This is a genomic window from Pantoea sp. AS-PWVM4, from assembly GCF_000468095.1.
Classification (GTDB): domain Bacteria; phylum Pseudomonadota; class Gammaproteobacteria; order Enterobacterales; family Enterobacteriaceae; genus Pantoea; species Pantoea phytobeneficialis.
In genome coordinates, this window is the sequence record NZ_ASZC01000017.1 from 72,039 (window position 1) to 89,191 (window position 17,153).

At 45.1% G+C, this 17,153-nt stretch carries 15 protein-coding genes; 1 reads left to right on the forward strand and 14 read right to left on the reverse strand.

Annotation, left to right across the window (positions count from 1 at the left end; genetic code table 11):
* Positions 1 to 2 precede the first annotated feature (2 nt).
* From L579_RS15905 to L579_RS15965, 13 genes are read right to left on the reverse strand one after another with little or no spacing between them, the layout of a single operon-like run.
* Positions 3 to 1,322, reverse strand: a complete 1,320-nt coding sequence (locus tag L579_RS15905; protein ID WP_021185217.1) for an ABC transporter permease — start codon at positions 1,320 to 1,322, stop codon at positions 3 to 5.
* Positions 1,323 to 1,976: a hypothetical protein gene (locus tag L579_RS15910; RefSeq protein ID WP_021185218.1), complete on the reverse strand. Its 654-nt coding sequence runs from the start codon at positions 1,974 to 1,976 to the stop codon at positions 1,323 to 1,325.
* Positions 1,960 to 2,667, reverse strand: a complete 708-nt coding sequence (locus tag L579_RS15915) for an ABC transporter ATP-binding protein (RefSeq protein ID WP_021185219.1) — start codon at positions 2,665 to 2,667, stop codon at positions 1,960 to 1,962. Before L579_RS15915 ends, L579_RS15910 begins: the two co-directional genes overlap by 17 nt.
* A gap of 22 nt (positions 2,668 to 2,689) precedes the next feature.
* Positions 2,690 to 3,670, reverse strand: a complete 981-nt coding sequence (locus L579_RS15920; RefSeq protein WP_021185220.1) for a hypothetical protein — start codon at positions 3,668 to 3,670, stop codon at positions 2,690 to 2,692.
* 18 nt (positions 3,671 to 3,688) lie between these two features.
* Positions 3,689 to 4,906, reverse strand: coding sequence for a beta-ketoacyl synthase N-terminal-like domain-containing protein (locus tag L579_RS15925; protein WP_036626922.1), 1,218 nt, complete (start codon positions 4,904 to 4,906; stop codon positions 3,689 to 3,691).
* A gap of 4 nt (positions 4,907 to 4,910) precedes the next feature.
* Positions 4,911 to 7,430 (reverse strand): beta-ketoacyl-[acyl-carrier-protein] synthase family protein, encoded by a 2,520-nt coding sequence (locus L579_RS15930; protein WP_071783597.1) that lies wholly within the window; start codon positions 7,428 to 7,430, stop codon positions 4,911 to 4,913.
* Positions 7,431 to 7,440: 10 nt separating this feature from the next.
* Positions 7,441 to 8,616: an aminomethyltransferase family protein gene (locus L579_RS15935; protein WP_021185223.1), complete on the reverse strand. Its 1,176-nt coding sequence runs from the start codon at positions 8,614 to 8,616 to the stop codon at positions 7,441 to 7,443.
* A gap of 30 nt (positions 8,617 to 8,646) precedes the next feature.
* A complete protein-coding gene (locus L579_RS15940) occupies positions 8,647 to 8,931 on the reverse strand; it encodes a phosphopantetheine-binding protein (RefSeq protein WP_036626927.1) in 285 nt (94 codons plus the stop codon).
* 19 nt (positions 8,932 to 8,950) lie between these two features.
* Positions 8,951 to 9,499: a 3-hydroxyacyl-ACP dehydratase FabZ family protein gene (locus tag L579_RS15945; RefSeq protein ID WP_036626930.1), complete on the reverse strand. Its 549-nt coding sequence runs from the start codon at positions 9,497 to 9,499 to the stop codon at positions 8,951 to 8,953.
* Positions 9,500 to 9,502: 3 nt separating this feature from the next.
* On the reverse strand, positions 9,503 to 10,258 hold the full coding sequence (locus L579_RS15950; RefSeq protein WP_021185226.1) for an SDR family oxidoreductase: 756 nt from the start codon (positions 10,256 to 10,258) through the stop codon (positions 9,503 to 9,505).
* A gap of 21 nt (positions 10,259 to 10,279) precedes the next feature.
* Complete coding sequence (gene acpS, locus L579_RS15955; RefSeq protein WP_021185227.1) at positions 10,280 to 10,648, reverse strand: holo-ACP synthase; 369 nt, start codon at positions 10,646 to 10,648, stop codon at positions 10,280 to 10,282.
* 16 nt (positions 10,649 to 10,664) lie between these two features.
* Entirely contained in the window at positions 10,665 to 12,323 is a 1,659-nt protein-coding gene (locus L579_RS15960) for a ShlB/FhaC/HecB family hemolysin secretion/activation protein (RefSeq protein WP_021185228.1), read from the reverse strand.
* 55 nt (positions 12,324 to 12,378) lie between these two features.
* Complete coding sequence (locus tag L579_RS15965) at positions 12,379 to 14,922, reverse strand: two-partner secretion domain-containing protein (protein WP_051337981.1); 2,544 nt, start codon at positions 14,920 to 14,922, stop codon at positions 12,379 to 12,381.
* 1,007 nt (positions 14,923 to 15,929) lie between these two features.
* Between L579_RS15965 and L579_RS15970 the strand changes: the two genes are divergently transcribed.
* Positions 15,930 to 16,532 (forward strand): response regulator transcription factor, encoded by a 603-nt coding sequence (locus tag L579_RS15970; protein ID WP_152521894.1) that lies wholly within the window; start codon positions 15,930 to 15,932, stop codon positions 16,530 to 16,532.
* A gap of 45 nt (positions 16,533 to 16,577) precedes the next feature.
* On the opposite strand, the gene slyA is transcribed toward L579_RS15970, so the two are convergent.
* Complete coding sequence (gene slyA / locus L579_RS15975) at positions 16,578 to 17,015, reverse strand: transcriptional regulator SlyA (RefSeq protein ID WP_021185231.1); 438 nt, start codon at positions 17,013 to 17,015, stop codon at positions 16,578 to 16,580.
* Positions 17,016 to 17,153 lie beyond the last annotated feature (138 nt).

Sequence of the window (17,153 nt, forward strand, 5' to 3'; positions counted from 1 at the left end):
AATCATCCTTGAGCTGATTTAAATGCATCAGCAATATTGAGTCGTGATGCTCTCAACGCCGGTAATAACGTTGCCAGTGATGCCGTCAATATTGGCAGCACCAACGTAATCCAGATCAACTCGACATTGTCGGTTTTAATAAAGGCGTTGTAGCCTTGCGTCTGACCCGGTGACGGAGGCATGGCAATCCCTTGTAGATTAATCATGCCCGCCAACATAAACCCGATAAGCAGGCTAAATATTGCTCCGATCCCCCCCATAAAGGTTCCTTCCAGTAAGAACAAACGGGTGATATGAAACGGCCTGAGTCCCATCGCCCTTAAGGTGGTAATTTCCCGTGTTCTTTCAAGAATGTTCATGGTCATCGTATTGCTGATCATAAATATAACGATCAGGCCAACAATGAGCTTGATAAAGAAATAAATACCCGATAATAATCCTTCCACCTGCTGATAAAATAACGACAGCGATTTCCAGTCTTTAACAATCAACGGTAAATGATGATCATTAATGTATTTTTCCAGCTGACGACTGAACTCGGCAAGGTGACGTTCATCTTTCAGGAGAATAACAATTTTGCTAACGCCATCCGTATCTATTAATCGTTGTGCTGTGGTTAGCGGTATTTTTAACGCGACATCATCATAATCTTTAATGCCCGAGGAGAATACGCCACGTACCTTAAGTGATAATGCCCCTTGCCCACCGTGGCTATTCACCGTCAACATATCCACCCAATCTGCGTAACCCGCATTAAGAGACGTTGCCAGACCACTGCCCAGCGTAATCTCGTCATTTTTAATGCGTGAAAGATCGCTGCCGGAGATCAATGTATCAAAAGAACCCAGTTTTACGGCAGGGAGAGGTTCCAGGCCAAATGCAGAAAAGTAACTGGATGTCTGGTGTTCATATTGCGAGACGACACCGGAAAACTCCAGTTGACCGGCAATAGTCGCAATATACTTTGACAACTCATTATCCTGCAAAATTCCAGCCTTCAACCCTTGATAATTTTCAATGATACTTTTGCTTTTGTTCGACGAGGAAAAATATGTTTTGTCGTAGATCTGAACATGACCAATATTTGTACGCACTGTTTGCTGTTGTAAAATCCAGAAGGCGTAATCAATAAAACCACCATAAAGAAATATTGCTACACCACCCAACGTGATAGCAAACAGCGTCGAGAATGACCGCCTTTTATGTCTTAAAATATTTAAGAACGCGAATTTTGCATCTTGCAGGGTGAAAATAAGACTATATATGACAAAACTGAACACCATCAAAATAACCGCACTGGTCAAGATCATAGCCATATTCATTTATTCACCTTTCACCAAAGGCATTAAAATCTGAGCCAGTTCATGAGCATCCCACTCCGGTGTGCTGTCAGTGCCCAGTGCCAATAACTTTCGCTCACTCAGGGTGCCATTCTGCATAGCGGTCAACAGCGCATTGGCGCGTGTATGATCGCGGCAACTGGATAATGCCCGATAACGCATAACATTAATTTGCGCCTGAATTGCGGCATCGAAGGCTTTCGCTTGCCGCAGTAGTATCTCTGTATCCTGTAATGTGACTACACAGCGCCCAAGTTTCGCTGGCAGATACGCATCAACTCTCGCTCTTAAATACCGCAGACGAAAGTTTGTTTCATGTGTGTCTACCGCTTCGTCGAGGTAAAAAAAACCCAATTTGGCGTATTCAGAGGCATTAACATAATCGTTGACTGCTTCAAAATGATTTGCCAACCGCAGCAGGGCATAAGAGTGAAAAATCAGTGCGACCGCTTCGTGATGCTGCTGATAGTCATCGAACAAAGCACGGCTGACTTCTAATAATGCATCAGGCTGATCGGGAAGGCCCTGTTGTATCACCTTCTCCACCATACGCACAGGAGCAGAGGTTGCCCCTCCCGGTTGAGCCACTAATAAGCCGGCAAAAATAAACGGCATAACTTTAGCGAATGGAATCACTGACTAACTCCCCATCCTCGATTTCTATAACGCGTTTGGCCCGGTCTTTAAGTTGCATTGAATGCGTTGAGATAATAAATGTGGTGCCTGTGTCCTGGTTAATCCTTAATAACAGATCAAGAATTGCATCGCCGGTTGCCATATCAAGATTTCCGGTTGGTTCATCGGCTACCACCACATCCGGCTGGTTTGCTAACGCTCTGGCAATGGCCACGCGTTGCTGCTGACCGCCAGAAAGTTGCCCCGGTTTACGATCGCCTAACGCGCGGATGCCTACGCTATCGAGATAATGCCATGCCAGTTCTTGCGCGGTTTTCCTGGGGAAATGGCCATTAAGAATCAATGGGTAATAGACATTGTCAAATGCACTTAACACCGGAATTAGATTAAAAAATTGAAAGATGAATCCTAAATGCCTGCTTCTGACCGAAGAGAGTTGATTTTCATGCAGTTCATTGAGCGATTTATTGAGAAATAGCGTTATTCCGGCATCAGGCTTGTCAATCCCCGACAGAACATTTAATAGCGTGCTTTTGCCGCTACCGGAAGGCCCACAAAGCGCCAGGAACTCCCCTTTTTTGATTTCAAGATTAATATTTTTTAGCGCGTCAACTTTGTTTTCAGCAAATCCGTAGCTTTTACACACATCAATCAATTGTATTGCTGGCAAGGCTCTTATATTATTTTTCATCATCATTCCCTGATGGTGTCGATTAGTAACGGGTGTCAAACCAGTTATAACCACCGAAATTATCGGGAACCAGGGTGCGCATTTTTCCGTGCTCCCTTGCCTGCTGCTCAAGATATATCCAGCTTAATGCGGGCGACAGGCAGCCGCTGCCGCCATAGGTATCGATAAGATTAATGACATCAAAAACCGAGCTATTGCCATTTTTTAATAATTCCTGCTCCGCCGCCCCTTTCCTTAACCCAGAAAAAGTAAACAGGTTAATATCCTGATGATTTTCAACCAATTGCCTGATCAGTTTTCTGTTATCATCTTGAATTGAGTATCCACCACAATTAACGCTCAATTCTGCTTCCCGACGACTAAAAACAAAGCATCCCACGCGCTCAACCGACAAATTCATTACACCGCTTTCCTGTCTGTTTTTTCCCTTTTCTGGGCAGCGCATATCTTCTTCAGAAAACACCAGCACCGGTACTGCCCGATAGGCCGCGCAGATCACTACATAATCAAATACCTGCCAGTTGAGATAATCCTCTGCAACCTGCATTGCTTGTACCAGAGACTGTTTTTCCCCTCTGATTTTGCAAGTGAAATCCGTCACCGAAAACTTTTTCACTAAGTTTTTTGGTAATGTATCGATCGTTGCCGTATGTAATGCACTGGAAATATCTTCAAAGGGTGCCGATTCTCCCCAGCTATCGACATAAATAAACGCCGTGCGTGACTTGAGTAATAACATGCGCTCCCGAGCCGTTAATTTCTGCAATGCTGCTTCAGAAACCTGCTCCATAGCATCGATATAAGCTTTGTAAGGCGGCGTTCTGATCATTTCTCTAATATAGGCATCTTTATGCGTACCAAAGCGTCTGAACCCCCATGCGTGTGAACCGGTTGACTTCAGCGCCTGTTTATACAGATGAGATTCCCATACGTTTAACCAGCAAGGATAGTAAATATATATATCGCCCTGTGGTTCCAGCATAGAGAAAGAAGATAAATACATACGACATCCTGTCTCTTATTACGCGTCCATATCACACATTGACATCACCAGCGCGATAATTGAGCCATCGACACCCAGTCCCGTTTTCAGCAGATGATGTTTATTATGTTTTACCGTACCTTTATTCAGCCACACATGTTGCACCATATTTTCGCGTATGACTGACTTACCTGTTGGCGAAATTAACTCGCCGCTACATAAACTATAGTGGCCGATAATTAAATCGATAATGCCCGAACCGGTTGGGTTATAACCTATCTGTCCTTTATAGGCGAGGACAGGAAGCGCATGTTCCGCCAACAAAGTAGCGAGGGCCTGCGCTTCGGCTTTATCCGTCCCCTCCGAACCATTGCCGTGCGGCAGAATCGCGCATAACTGTTCGTAACGAATTCCGGCCTGTTCCATCACCTTATTCATGACTTTCATCAGGTTAACGCTGAGTTGCCCGGCGTCATTCCCTCTGCCTGAAGTGATTTGTGCATAATCAGACGTCAAGCGAACACCTCCGGTCAGCCCACGCGCATGCCGGTGCCTGACGCTTTCCAGAACGATGCCGCTTTGCCCTTCGGCAAATAACACACTTTTGCTGGCTTCCCCAAAAGGTTGTGCTTCCTCACTTTCCAGCATCGACTGACCGGCAAGAAAAGCGATGTCCTGCGTCGTAATCTGCGAACTATTCACTACCACTACCAGGTCAATATCGCCACTCGCAATCGCCTGAATCGCCAGGTGCACCGCCGCCAGTGACGAGTTGCTGGTGCACTGCAAATTGGGCGGGCTGAATTTAAGACGATATTTCTTTGCGATCTCATGTGCCAGTTTGTCCTGACAAATCTCAGCCACATGTAAATGTGTGATGGATTTATTGAGCGTCACGTCTTCAATATCGTTGTGATCATAAAAGGTTTTATAATCGATCACATCAACCCGCGGTCCCAGTCCAGTCAGATAGACTCTGACGTTATCCCCTGACAGACAATGCGTATCGAGCATGGCGTGTTCCAGTGCTTGCTCAATTAATTGACATAACTGCTCAGTCAGACTGAGAGGATTCGATGCCAGCCGGGCAACTGACTTATTTTCTTTTATTCCACATCTCATAGCAGCCTGCTGAGTCGCGAACCAATTTGTCTTAGCCGCACATTTCCCCTGCCTGAGCTTCTCAATTAATTCTTTGCTGTTCTCCGCAAATGCCAGCCTTGCACTATAGCCAGAGATAATGGTGGAATTATCCAAAATATTATCCCTTAATGATAAACGCTGTGAAGTTGCCACCTTCATTAGCACCTACCAGCAGCACCAGACCAATCTTTTGCTGCAACGGGGTACGAACAAAGTTAATACGCTCATCACAGAACGTTTCTGTATAGGGAATTGCCGGGACCGCTTGCTTTTTAATACAGTCGACAATCACCGCCAGATTCAATAATGCTGCACAAGACTCAACAAAACCAAAGAAAGCATTGTAGTTAACCACTGGCACCTGCGGTTTATCATGGCGGAAAATGCGTTCAATTGCGTTGAGTTCCACCTGAACGCTCTCCGCTGCGCCATTTGAGGTACCGCAAACCAGGTCAATCTCTCCCGCTGACACCCCGGCATCAGAAAATGCCCGTTGAATAGCTAGAGCCATAGCATCGGCCTTCTCATCTGTCTGCTGCGGGTCAAAATAGCTGTTGCCGTTAGATTTCCCGTAGCCAATGATTTCTGCCTGAACGCCGACATGACGTGCCAAAGCCGCATCGAGATCTTCTAATAGCAGCATGCATGCCCCTTCTCCGGGGACAAAACCTTGCGGATTATCGCCGTAGATCTGGTATTCACAGGCTTGTGACTTCATCTGAATTTTCTCAGTCACCGCATCCATATAAAGCGACATAGAAGGGAAATATTCGTCAGCCCCACCGACCAGCACCTGTGCCTGCAACTGCTGACGGACCATCTCGTAGCCATACGCCAGGGCACCCAGCGCGGCGTTTTGTCCATTGGCCAACGTGGTGGTATAGCCCTTGATACCTTCGGAGATGCCACAGAAGGTGGTGATCGCATTCATCAACGATCCAGGGAACTCAGACGTGCGCACTTTACGAGGGTCCGGCTTCAGACTCTGCAAATACTTGTAGGTTGTCTCCTGTGGACCACGCGACATCCCCATCACCAATCCCAACGCCTCACCGTCACGTTTGATCTTGCGTTGTGCCTGATTCAACGCCTCAGTCAGAGCGATGAGCGCGAAAGTACCGGCGCGCGTCGCTTTGCGGGCATCGAAGCGGCGAAGATGCTTACGCGGTTCCAGGTTTTGTACCTGAAAAGTTTTAAAATTGGGTTCGTTTTGCGGTGCAGTAAACTGGCCGGTTTCGTGAAGAACATCCAATAACTCTCTGGCTTCGGCCAGCGTATCGTCATAAAAAGCCACCGGGCTTAACTTGACGGCTTTTTCCTGCGTCCAGCAATGCTCAAGAATTTCGTTGATGCTATGGCCGATGGCTGAAACTGCACCGATGCCTGTAATAGCAACGCGTTTCGCCTGATATGAGGTCACCGGCGTCGTCCCCGCCCGAGTACTGACAATCATGCAGCAGTTATTACCACCAAAGGCATAATTGTTTTTCATGAAAATCGTCACGTCTTTTTCTCTGAATTCGTTCGGCACATAATTCAGATCACAGTTGGCTCGCGGTGCAGTGAAATTCAGGGTCGGTAACAGATTTCCTTGTGGCAACGTCACCAGACATGCGATCAATTCAACAATTCCGGCAGCCCCGATATTATGGCCAAGGAAAGATTTGGTCGAACTGACCGGTAGTTGCTCAATGCGCGGAAACACCTTCTTCATCGCCAGCGTTTCGATGCGATCGTTGGCTTCGGTCCCGGTACCGTGCAGGTTCACATAATCGATCTCATCGGCGGTGATACCGGCGTTCTGCAACGCTTTGTTCATCACCTGAACTGCTCCGCTGGCGCGCGGGTCCGGGCCGGTTTCGTGGTAAGCGTCGCAGGAGGTGGCATAAGAGAGAATTTCACCGTAGATCGTGGCCCCTCGGGCCAGTGCGTGCTCATACTCCTCGAGGACAATGGCTCCCGCGCCCTCACCGATCGACATACCCGAACGGCCAGAAAAAGGCGAACAAGACTCAGGATGCATGACGTTCAGAGCATAAAATCCGGCAAACGTTGGCAGATAAATCGGCTCAGTGCCCACTGCCAACATGGTTTTATTTTTGCCATTTTGAATAAGATCAAAGGCGATACCAATGGCATTAGGGCTGGCCGTGCAAGCGGTGGCAACCAGTTCCGAGCCCCCTTTCAGGCCGAGTAGCGTTGCCACGCTGGCGCAGCATGAAGAGAAACCACCGGAGTAAATGGCTTTCTTTAGCGAGAAATCATGCATGCGCTGTTCAAACAGCGGTAAAAACGCCTCGGTTCCAGCGGAGGAGACACCAATCACTAATCCGGTGTTGTCCAGGTGGGTTTGATCATTAACCAGTCCGGCTTGTGTTAATGCATCTTTGCTGACCTTCCACGCCCATAATGAAGCGTTATCCTGTGTCTCCAGGATATCGTCCGGGATCGAGGAATAATCGATGGCATGGAGAATTTCCGCCGCACGGGCGTTTTCAAACCATTGCGCAAAACGCAGGCTGTCAGTAACGCCACATTGCTTATTCAGCAATGCCTGCCTGAAATCGGCAATATTATCGGCCAGGGATGACAATATACCCATCCCGGTGATGACCACTCTTTTTCTGTTTGTCTTCATCATGAATTCACTAAACTTTTATGCCTGACAGCGCGCTCTTGGGCTTGGTTGTGTCGATAAAACTGTGTTCAGTTGGATTAACCAACATACTGAAGTTATATAAGAAAGGGAGATTATGTGTAGTGGCAGCAATATCGCCATGCGGCGTGCGAATAGCAAAGCCGGCAATATCTGACCAGGCATAATCGCTATCAATCAATGCCAGCGCAATATGAGATTTTCTTGCCGGTGAATAACCCCCTTTTATAATTACCCCGACCACTACAGCATCGGCCACCACCTTATCGTCGGCCTTAATATCACCACCCTCAACGAGCGGCATCATACCTACTAATTTCCGTTCCGCCCCCCTACGGGACAATTCTTCAACAGCCGATTTACCAATGAAATTTTCTTTATCGTATTGAATCGCCCACTGCATCTGTAATTCCAGCGGGTTGCAGCTATAGTTTTGATAAATGGATGCATCCCAACAAGGATTTTCAATACGCACCAGCTGCTGATAGTCCAGGCCGGCAATCTTCAGTTGGTACTTGTCACCTTTATCAAGCAATTGTTGCCAAACTTCAACCAGTTGCAGTTGCTCACCGACCAGCAGATAGCCATACTCACCATGTCTGCCACAGCGGAAAGTGATTAAGCCATCATCAGTGTTCATATATTCGTGGTAGGGCAAACCAATAATGTCAAAGCCATAGATTTCAGCGAGCAGTTCCCAGGCGTAGGGGCCTTCCAACAAAACAGCGCCCCACTCTTGAGTGTCCATCGCAGTGATTTCTGGCACGTCCTGAATATCCAGATCGACTCTGTATTCTAAAATTACATTGAGCCGTTCAATGATATCGCCAACAGAAAGTGACTCAGAGAGAATATAGTACCCTTCATCAGTACAAAGAATGTAAGCGTCGCCCCAAACAGTGCCATCTTCATTCAACAGCAAGGAATAAAGACCCTGTTCATCGCGTATGACAGAGACATCTGCCGAGGCCAGATGGTTGACCAGCGACCATGCATCATCACCCACGACACGCACAATCGACATATGTGAATAATCTACCAGTAAGGCGTTTTCCCGTACTGCCTTATAAGCCTCCACCTGGGAGGTGTAAGATAATGGCACCGATTTACCATTGTAAACGCCCATTACGGCGTTCTTCGCTAAATGCATTTTATAAAGAGCGCTCATAAAATAACCCGCATTAATTAAGTAAGAAAATTAGTGATGCTGTTTCTGCTGCAATACAAATGAAGCCAGACTGTTAATGCTACGCATATAAGACGGGTCTTCACCTTCACCTGGTCGAATGCCGAAGTTTTTATCCAATAACACCAAGATTTCGGTAGCGTCGACTGAGTCCAGTTTTAGTCCGTTGCCGAATAAAGGGGTGTCGTCATCAATTTGCGCCACATTTTTTGGTATATGCAGACGTTGAATGATCTCGGTTTTAATGGTGAGTAAAACGGCTTTACGCTCTTCAATATTTTCTTGCATCGTATTCATCTGTGTTCACCGTAATGATTTATTTTACTTCCCGATAGTTAATAATTACGCCCTGGCTAATTAGTTTCTTGCCAACATGAGCAGAAACCGCATAGTGTCTGAAGCCATTGCTGTCTGAAAATGAAAGTTTACTGATGACCTCAATCGTATCCCCAGGCCGGGCAATATCTTTAAATTTCAAATTTTGTGCAGCGAGTACACCTCGCACCTGACAACGCCGTGTACGGATGATTGAACGCAAATTTTCGTCTGTGATTTTTGCATGAATATCTCGTAACGTTCTCATTTCTTGCTGATATCTCTCTTGCCAGATATCGCAAATGTCGGTCAAAAAAGAGAAGTACTCACTGGCCTGGCCGAATATTTCTGCAATAAGCACCCCTGGCATAATAGGGTCTTCCGGGAAGTGCCCTGCGATATAAGGTTCATTAAAGGTCACATGTTTTATTATTTTGATGTAACCACTTTCACCATGCTTGTAATCATCGATCCTGTCGACCATGATAAGTGGCTGACGCCAGCCACCCATCTCGAGAAATATCTGTGAAGGAATAGTATATTTCGACATAAGTCACCGCATCACCAGGCCACCATCGATAACGATGGTCTGGCCAACAATATAACTGGATGCTGAGGAGCTTAAGTAGATAATGGTATTTGCCACCTCCTCACACCTCCCCAGGCGCCTTAGGGGGACGGAGGCCGTGACATCGCGCACCACAGTACGTGATACTTTTTTTACCATTTTAGATTCAATCATACCTGGCGCTACTGCGTTGACTCTGACCCCTCTGGGTGCCAGCTCCGCAGCCAACGTACGGGTAAAGCCAAGCAGTGCAGCTTTTGATGCACTGTAATTGCTCTGCCCGACGCTCGGAATAAGTCCAGCAATAGAGGCAACATTGACAATTGTCGCAGTCTCAGCAGCTCTTAATAACAAAAGCGCTTCTTTCGTCAGAACAAAAGTATTGATTAAATTGGTATCAATCACGGTATTAAAATCATCATTACCCATTGCTGCGAAAAGTGCGTCTCGCACAATACCGGCGTTATTCACCAGCACGTCCAGTTTGCTGGCTTGTGAACTTAGATACTGGCATAACTGCTTCACTGCTTCCTGATTCGCAAGGTCACACTGGAGAATATGCAGGCGTTCTCCCTGTGGATGCGTCTCTTTGAGCTGTTGTAGATCTGCTGCGTTGGATTTATACAACGCATAGACATGGCATTGCTGCTGCAAAAAACCGGCGCAAATGCTCAAACCGATATCACCGCTGGCACCGGTTATTAAGACGTTCTTGTTGATAAGATCATGATATTTATACATAGCTGGAATTCAGTTTATAAATTAAGTCAAAATTGTCACGGCAATCGCGTACAAGCGACAATGCGAAATACTCAAGGTTATGTTTGTAAATCCTTTTTCAGTAATAACTTCCTTTAATCGGCCATGCAGCTTGAAGTAAGGCGCGCCATTTTCATCGTGACTAATTTCGGCATCATGAAAACAAACTCCATTGCGAAAACCTAACCCCGTCGCTTTGACAATGGATTCTTTTGCGGCCCAAAACCCTGATGCTCTTTCATAATCAGGATACTCAACGCCGATTTGTGCAATTTCCTCATCAGTAAAAACACGTTTCAGAAAAGCCATTTCTGTACGCAAAATAGCATTCTTAATCCGTTCAACTTCAACGATATCCGTACCAACAGACATGATCATTCCTTGATAATTAAAACTGATAAGAAATATTAAGATTAAAATTTACTTTGTCGGCATTGACAGACTGTGGATAGAGTAAAGGTTTAGATAATGACACATCATAACCCAACGCTTTAATACTGCCTTTCAAGCCGACTGTCGCACCCAATAACTGTTGATAATCAATCCCGTCACGTTGGTTGTTTCCTTTGAAAATAGCACCAAAGTCCGTACCCAGATACCATTCCAGGTTTGAGAATCCCGTAATAAAGTTGAGCGTATTTTGGCTATAGATACCCTTATCGCTGTAAAGCCCGGCACTATTTTCGAATCCGCGCACATTCCAACGGTCGCCTACGCTAAACTGGTCCTGCAAAGTTAATGCATCTGGAGAATACTGTGCACCTAACCGAAGTTCATAATAGGCGTCAGTCCATAACACATTAACTAACCACGTATAATTAATATCCAGATTCAGAACATTGCTTTGTTTACTGACATCACCGGATTGCATATCAGGCGTTTCCTCGGCACCCAACCACGGGAAAAACCGCTGATAAGACAAGGTGGTATCAAGTATCGCACCTGGCATATTTCTCTTAAAATTAATTCCTAAACGCAGGTTGGTCATATTGCGCTTTTGCAACGCCAACTCAACATCTTCTAACTTATAAGCCACTTTCCTGCGCAATAGTTCAGCGCTCAGCGCCACCTTCTTATCCCGATCACGGTAAACGGTTCGTGTGGCCTTTAAACTCAGGCTCTCGCTATCGCCAATATAATTGAATCCATATGGACCAATATTAATCAGTTGCCGGGAATGGCTGTTGCTGTAAAAAATCTCATAATCCCAATAACCATAAGGTATAGAGTAATATGAACTAATGCTGTTATATCGCCCCGATTTACGATCCGCATTTGTGGTGCCTGACAACCAGAACACATCATTCATTTTACTGAGGTTGTAAAGATAACCTGCACCACCGAGTAAATATTTTCCTGTTGCCTTATCACCCCAGTTATTTATCCAGGTTCGTGCGTTCCAGTTTGTCAAGCGCCCGGTGCTCATCACCACATTACTGTAACCTGCCTTACTACCAGGTTCGATATTGATTTCGATGTTTAACCCAGGAACTTTTTGTAGAACTTCAACACCCTGCTCGATGTCCCTGACATTAAGGATTTGCCCCGATGTAAAGGGTAATATCCATTTTCTGATATCGTTATCTTTTATCAGGATGTTTTCAATCCTTCCGGGCACCACATCGACGACTAACTTCCTGGTTGCCAGATCCTGACTGGGAATCTGTATACGCGTAGTCACATAGCCCGCGTTAATATAATAATCCTGCAATGTATTTGCCAGCGTCTCAATCCCTGCTGCTCCCAGGCAACGCCCTGCAATCTGCGATTTTATTTTTTTAATGTTGGCATCATCGAGAAAATCATTATTTATAATTAAAGCATCCAGTTCTACACAGTTTTCCTCCGCAGGAAAATCTATACTTTTGATGTCAGAACCTTCCACTTTTGAATAAACGTCTTTTTTTACCAGTTTATTCTCCTGACGGGTGCTATTTTCAAGATCTTGCTGCGTTTTGACCAGGCGATTTAAATCTACTTCTGCTGCCACCTGCTCGCTCACGCCCAAAATAAGAGACGTCAGTAATGGTCTGAGGGTATTTTTCATAACATTTTTTTCGGGATAGAAGCAGCATTTCTGCTGCTTCTATCCGGCTTAATGATTACAGCCCTACGACTTTCCCGCTGTTAATAAGAGTGTCCGTTTCCAGTTCCAGTCCCTGACGACCACCCATTACTGCTGAATTGCCTTCATTATGAACGCGTTTACCTGTAATGCTGGCAAGGCCTTCAGTAAACATATTGCCGGAGTTATAAACCGTATCGGTAGCACTAACCGTTAGTTTTGACCCAGCCACCATGTCTTTAAAGTTGTATACGGCGGATTTAGCGTAAACCTGGGTTTCGTTATCTGAATAAATGGTATTCCTGTTGTACAACACACCCGCAGTGTTAACGCTGACTTTCTGCTTACCGGTGATCCAACCGTAATTGGTAAAATTATTGGCTACATTCAACGTCAGTGCGCCATCCGCAGCAATGATACCGGTTGCATCATTATCGATGATGCTACCGCTGCTGGCTAAAGACAGACTACGGGTATCGATAGATAAATCGCCTGTTGAATGGATGGTCGAGTAATTGCTGCTCAGACTTCCAGCTTTAATACTTGATGCACCCGCGCCAATCAGCATACTGCGGTCATTATACAGCGCACCGGTTATCGCCAGTGTCAGAGGGGCATGCTGCGCAATAATACGGCTGTTGTTATTGTTTAAAGTATTGGCAGTGATTTCTACACCACCATTACCGATCATCCCACCTTTCTGGTTTGGCATGCCAAAATAGAGGCCCCAGACGTCACCAAAATTGTTGCCGTTCTGATTGGCAACAGTGCCACCCGCGTTTATGGTCAGTTTCTTTTGCGCCACGATAAGTGAAGTATCATTGTTCACATCATGAACCGCATCCAGACTGATATTCTGTCCCAACAGCAAGCCGCCACTGTTATTCACATGCCGTGCCCGGATATTCACATCACCATATTCAGATGAAATGATACCAATGTGGTTAGTAACATCGCCGGTCAAATCAATATCAACCCCTGTCTGACCAACAATGCTGGATTGTGCATTGGTAAGAGAAGCCGCCTTAATTGACACACTTTTCTTAGTCGCAATCTTACCATTAACATTGTTAACATTAGACTTAGTCAGGAAACCAATATCCCCTGCTGATGCAATCTGGCCATTACTGTTATTAAGGGCAGCAACCGAAATCTGAATGCCCCCATCACCCGCAATAATCCCCAGTGAATCTGAGCTTGCGGCATCCGCAGATTTGGTGCCACTGTTAGTGAGTGTGCCCTTTGAGGCATCAATTTTGACATGGCCGTTCGCACCACGAATCAAACCCGACGTGTTATTTACCGAACCGCTGGTAGAAATATCCACATCGCTGTATGACTCAATCATACCGTTATTATTACTAAGATTGGATGATTCGGAACCTACGTAAAAGCCTTTAATTTGGCCATTGTTGTTGTTTAATGTACCGGTTTGCAATACGACAACACCCGCTTCGATCCCAACGCTATTACCTTTACCATAGTTGGTCAGGGTCGCATTATTGGTGTTCATTGCCAGAGTTCCAGCCGCCGCGACCTTACCATTAACATTGTTAAACTCACCGCTACTGATATATACATCAGCACCAGACATAATATTGCCCGCCCGGCTGTTGTTAATCCCGTTTTTATTGGTATCTATCGATATCGTTTTATCACTGACGATTTTACCGGTAACATTTTCAAGCGCACCTTTGGTTTTTACCGCGATGGCTCCCGTTGATTTAATCTGAGCTGAATTGTTGATCAGACGGCCATTCGTATCAATCTGAATGCCGCCACTCCCCGCAGCCAGCACACCTGCGTTACGCACACCGATGCCATTTTCGGTGCTGATTAAGTTAATCTTATTGGCGTACATACCACCAAGTTTAGCGACATCAATACCATAACTATTTCTTCCGCCGCTGGCATTCACTGTGCCCGTTACCTTATTCGACGTATCGATGTAGTTATTACCCGCAATCAATGTGAGTTCCTGGCCTGATGCATTAATATCACCATTAACTACGATGGAACGCGCCAGTATCGCCGTTGGCGAATCACTGGTTAAACCGTTTGTCGTAATAAGACCACCATTGACAGAGTATCCGTGTAATTCACTGTTATTAAGGTCTGCTTTGCCGGTTGTCATGGTGACTTTATCGGTATTGATAAAACCGCAGCTATCACAACTAATGCCATTTGGGTTAGCAATGATCAGATGGGCTTTATCTCCGGCAACTTCCATCTGGCCATTCAGATTACTTTTATTCTTTGATGTGACTTCATTCAGAATGACTTTGGCTGTTCCTGAGGCTAAGTTGCTGTTCCCGGCAATCTGACCTGCCAGAGAAGTGTTCGCACCATTCTGGCTATTGTTGAAAATCAAACCTTCTTTGCCAACATTCAACTTGTCATAAATGTTATGCGATATGCCATTGCCGTTAGCCCCATTGATATTGACTACCGGCACCCCATTAGCCATGTTGATGTTACCATTGGGCATGCTGAGGTCGGCAGCATTCACCATAACTGGCAGGGCCAGCAAAATCGCTGAGGCCAATGGGCTGAACTTCATTAAGCCTGTCTGAATCTTCATTTTTACCTACTGTATAAGTGAGTGTGACTATTAACGTCAAAAAGGTGTGTGCCTGCGGATTGCTCATATTATTGAGCAAGCAAAAACATGCCTCTGAAATTAATTATCAGATTACATCCTGGTGTTGTAAGAGTATTACTAAATTTTCATTGGCATTCAGCCAAGGGGTTTATCCTATTCTCTATCAAGATTTATATGCTTTATGGTTTTATTACTTACAAAGTTACCCGGTCGTGGCGTTACTTTTCATCTTTTAAAAAAGAATGTCAAGCGAAGGGTAACTGAAAATTTCAAGATGTAAAATAAGTATATGACGCAACGGGAACTTATTTAAAGTTATAACTTATTCGTTGCAATCTCAGATATTGCGAGGTAATTGAGATTATTACCACTTCCTTTAAGAAAACCTTTACCCATTTAGCTCTGGATTAAACCGTTACACAACACGTTAATGAAAAAAGCTCCTTCACGAACAACAACATCACTGGCATTGATAAGATAAAAACAGTCCACTATCTTAGTATCTACTTTAAATAATCTTAAAACTCTTTATCAGCTGAAAATTAAGTTCTGGAATGGAAAGAGAAAAGAACCCTTCCTGCCTGGTCTGGACCGATGAGATGATGATATTTACCGTTATTAATTAGCACATAAGAAACATATAAGTAACACTGCCTTTTGCCACATTCGACCACCCCTGGTGCATTTAGCTTTTCGTGCTAATTTTACGTGTTTTATTCGCAAGAATCATCGTGGCAAACACTTAAAATCAGGACATATTCTTATTTTCCTGACTGCACTATAACTTTAGATATGTCATTATCCTGTGGAAAACAATACGTATCCCTTCCCTCATCTTTATTACATCATCCATCTCCATTAGGATTTTATCCAGTGAATGAAATTTTTCGGTATCATACTTCTGTCTTGCTGTATTTTTTCATGATTTGTATCATGCCCCCTGGTTAGACTTCACAATGGAAATGAAACAGGGATTGTTGATTCCAATGCAAAATGAACAGAATAAAAACCTCAAGGATGATGGTGAGGTGATAACGATCTCCGAATGGCTGTTGGAAATGCAGAATTCATCTGGCATTAAATACAGCATTTGGCCTGACAGAAATTATTATCTACGCGTTGGGATTCAGGCTGCGTTGCTCGATAAACAACATAATCATCTGAATTTCAATTTCATCTTTGTTGATTTTTCACACTACAACATCAAACTGTTTTCTGATCCGCACTGGATATCCCACTTAGTCAAAAGCGGAAGTGGATTGATATTGTTATCTGATTACAGGATGGATAATCTCGCGTCCTGGTGGTGGAAGAACAACCAGCGCATTGCCACCGTGATCTACTCCAGTGATTGCAAACAGACCATCACAAAAAAAATTAAAGATGTTCTCATTGGCCGGTGGGGTAACGGTGTCAAACCTGGCAGTCTGACAACCCTGGAGGTCGAAGTCTTGAATCTGCTGTCGCGGGAATACACCCTGAAGGATATCGCCGACTCGTTGGGAATCGACAGGAAAAAGCTTTATAACATCCGATTTTCTTTGCAGAGAAAATTGAACGGTGAAATCAACAAACTTTTTCTGTTTTAAGGCTGCCTGACTTCAAAATGACACCGCCCCAAAAGGGGCGGGTTTTTACTTCTCGCGATTTTGTAACTCGAGAATATTCTTCTCCAGCCGGGCAATCAGCGTCACCATCTGGTTTACCTCTTCCAGGCTGATACCGCTAAGAATGTCATCACGGGTCGCATCAATCACATTCTCGACCTGCTCGATGATAGGCTCAGCCTGCCGGGTTAGCTTGATGCGTTTTGCACGGCGGTCATTTGCACAGGTTGAACGGGTGATTAATCCCTTTTCTTCCAGTTGATCGAGCGTGCGTACCAGAGAGGGTTGCTCAATACCAATAGCTTTCGCCAGCTGAATCTGCGACTGCTCTGGCGGGAGTTGATGAATATTATGCAACGTCACCCAATGTGTTTGCGTCAACTCAAGCGGCTTCAGACGCTGATCGATCAAGGCACGCCAGATGCGCACCAGTCGAGACAGATCTGTTCCGAGTGTCGTATCCATTTCATCTCCTTATAATTAGCTTGCTAGCTATCAAGCCAGATTTTACACTATTCTGCGAGTTTACAGGACAAAAAACAAATCCCAGGCCAGCTGACACACGCACTCATCTACGCTTCATTGAGAGAATCTGGGTTTACT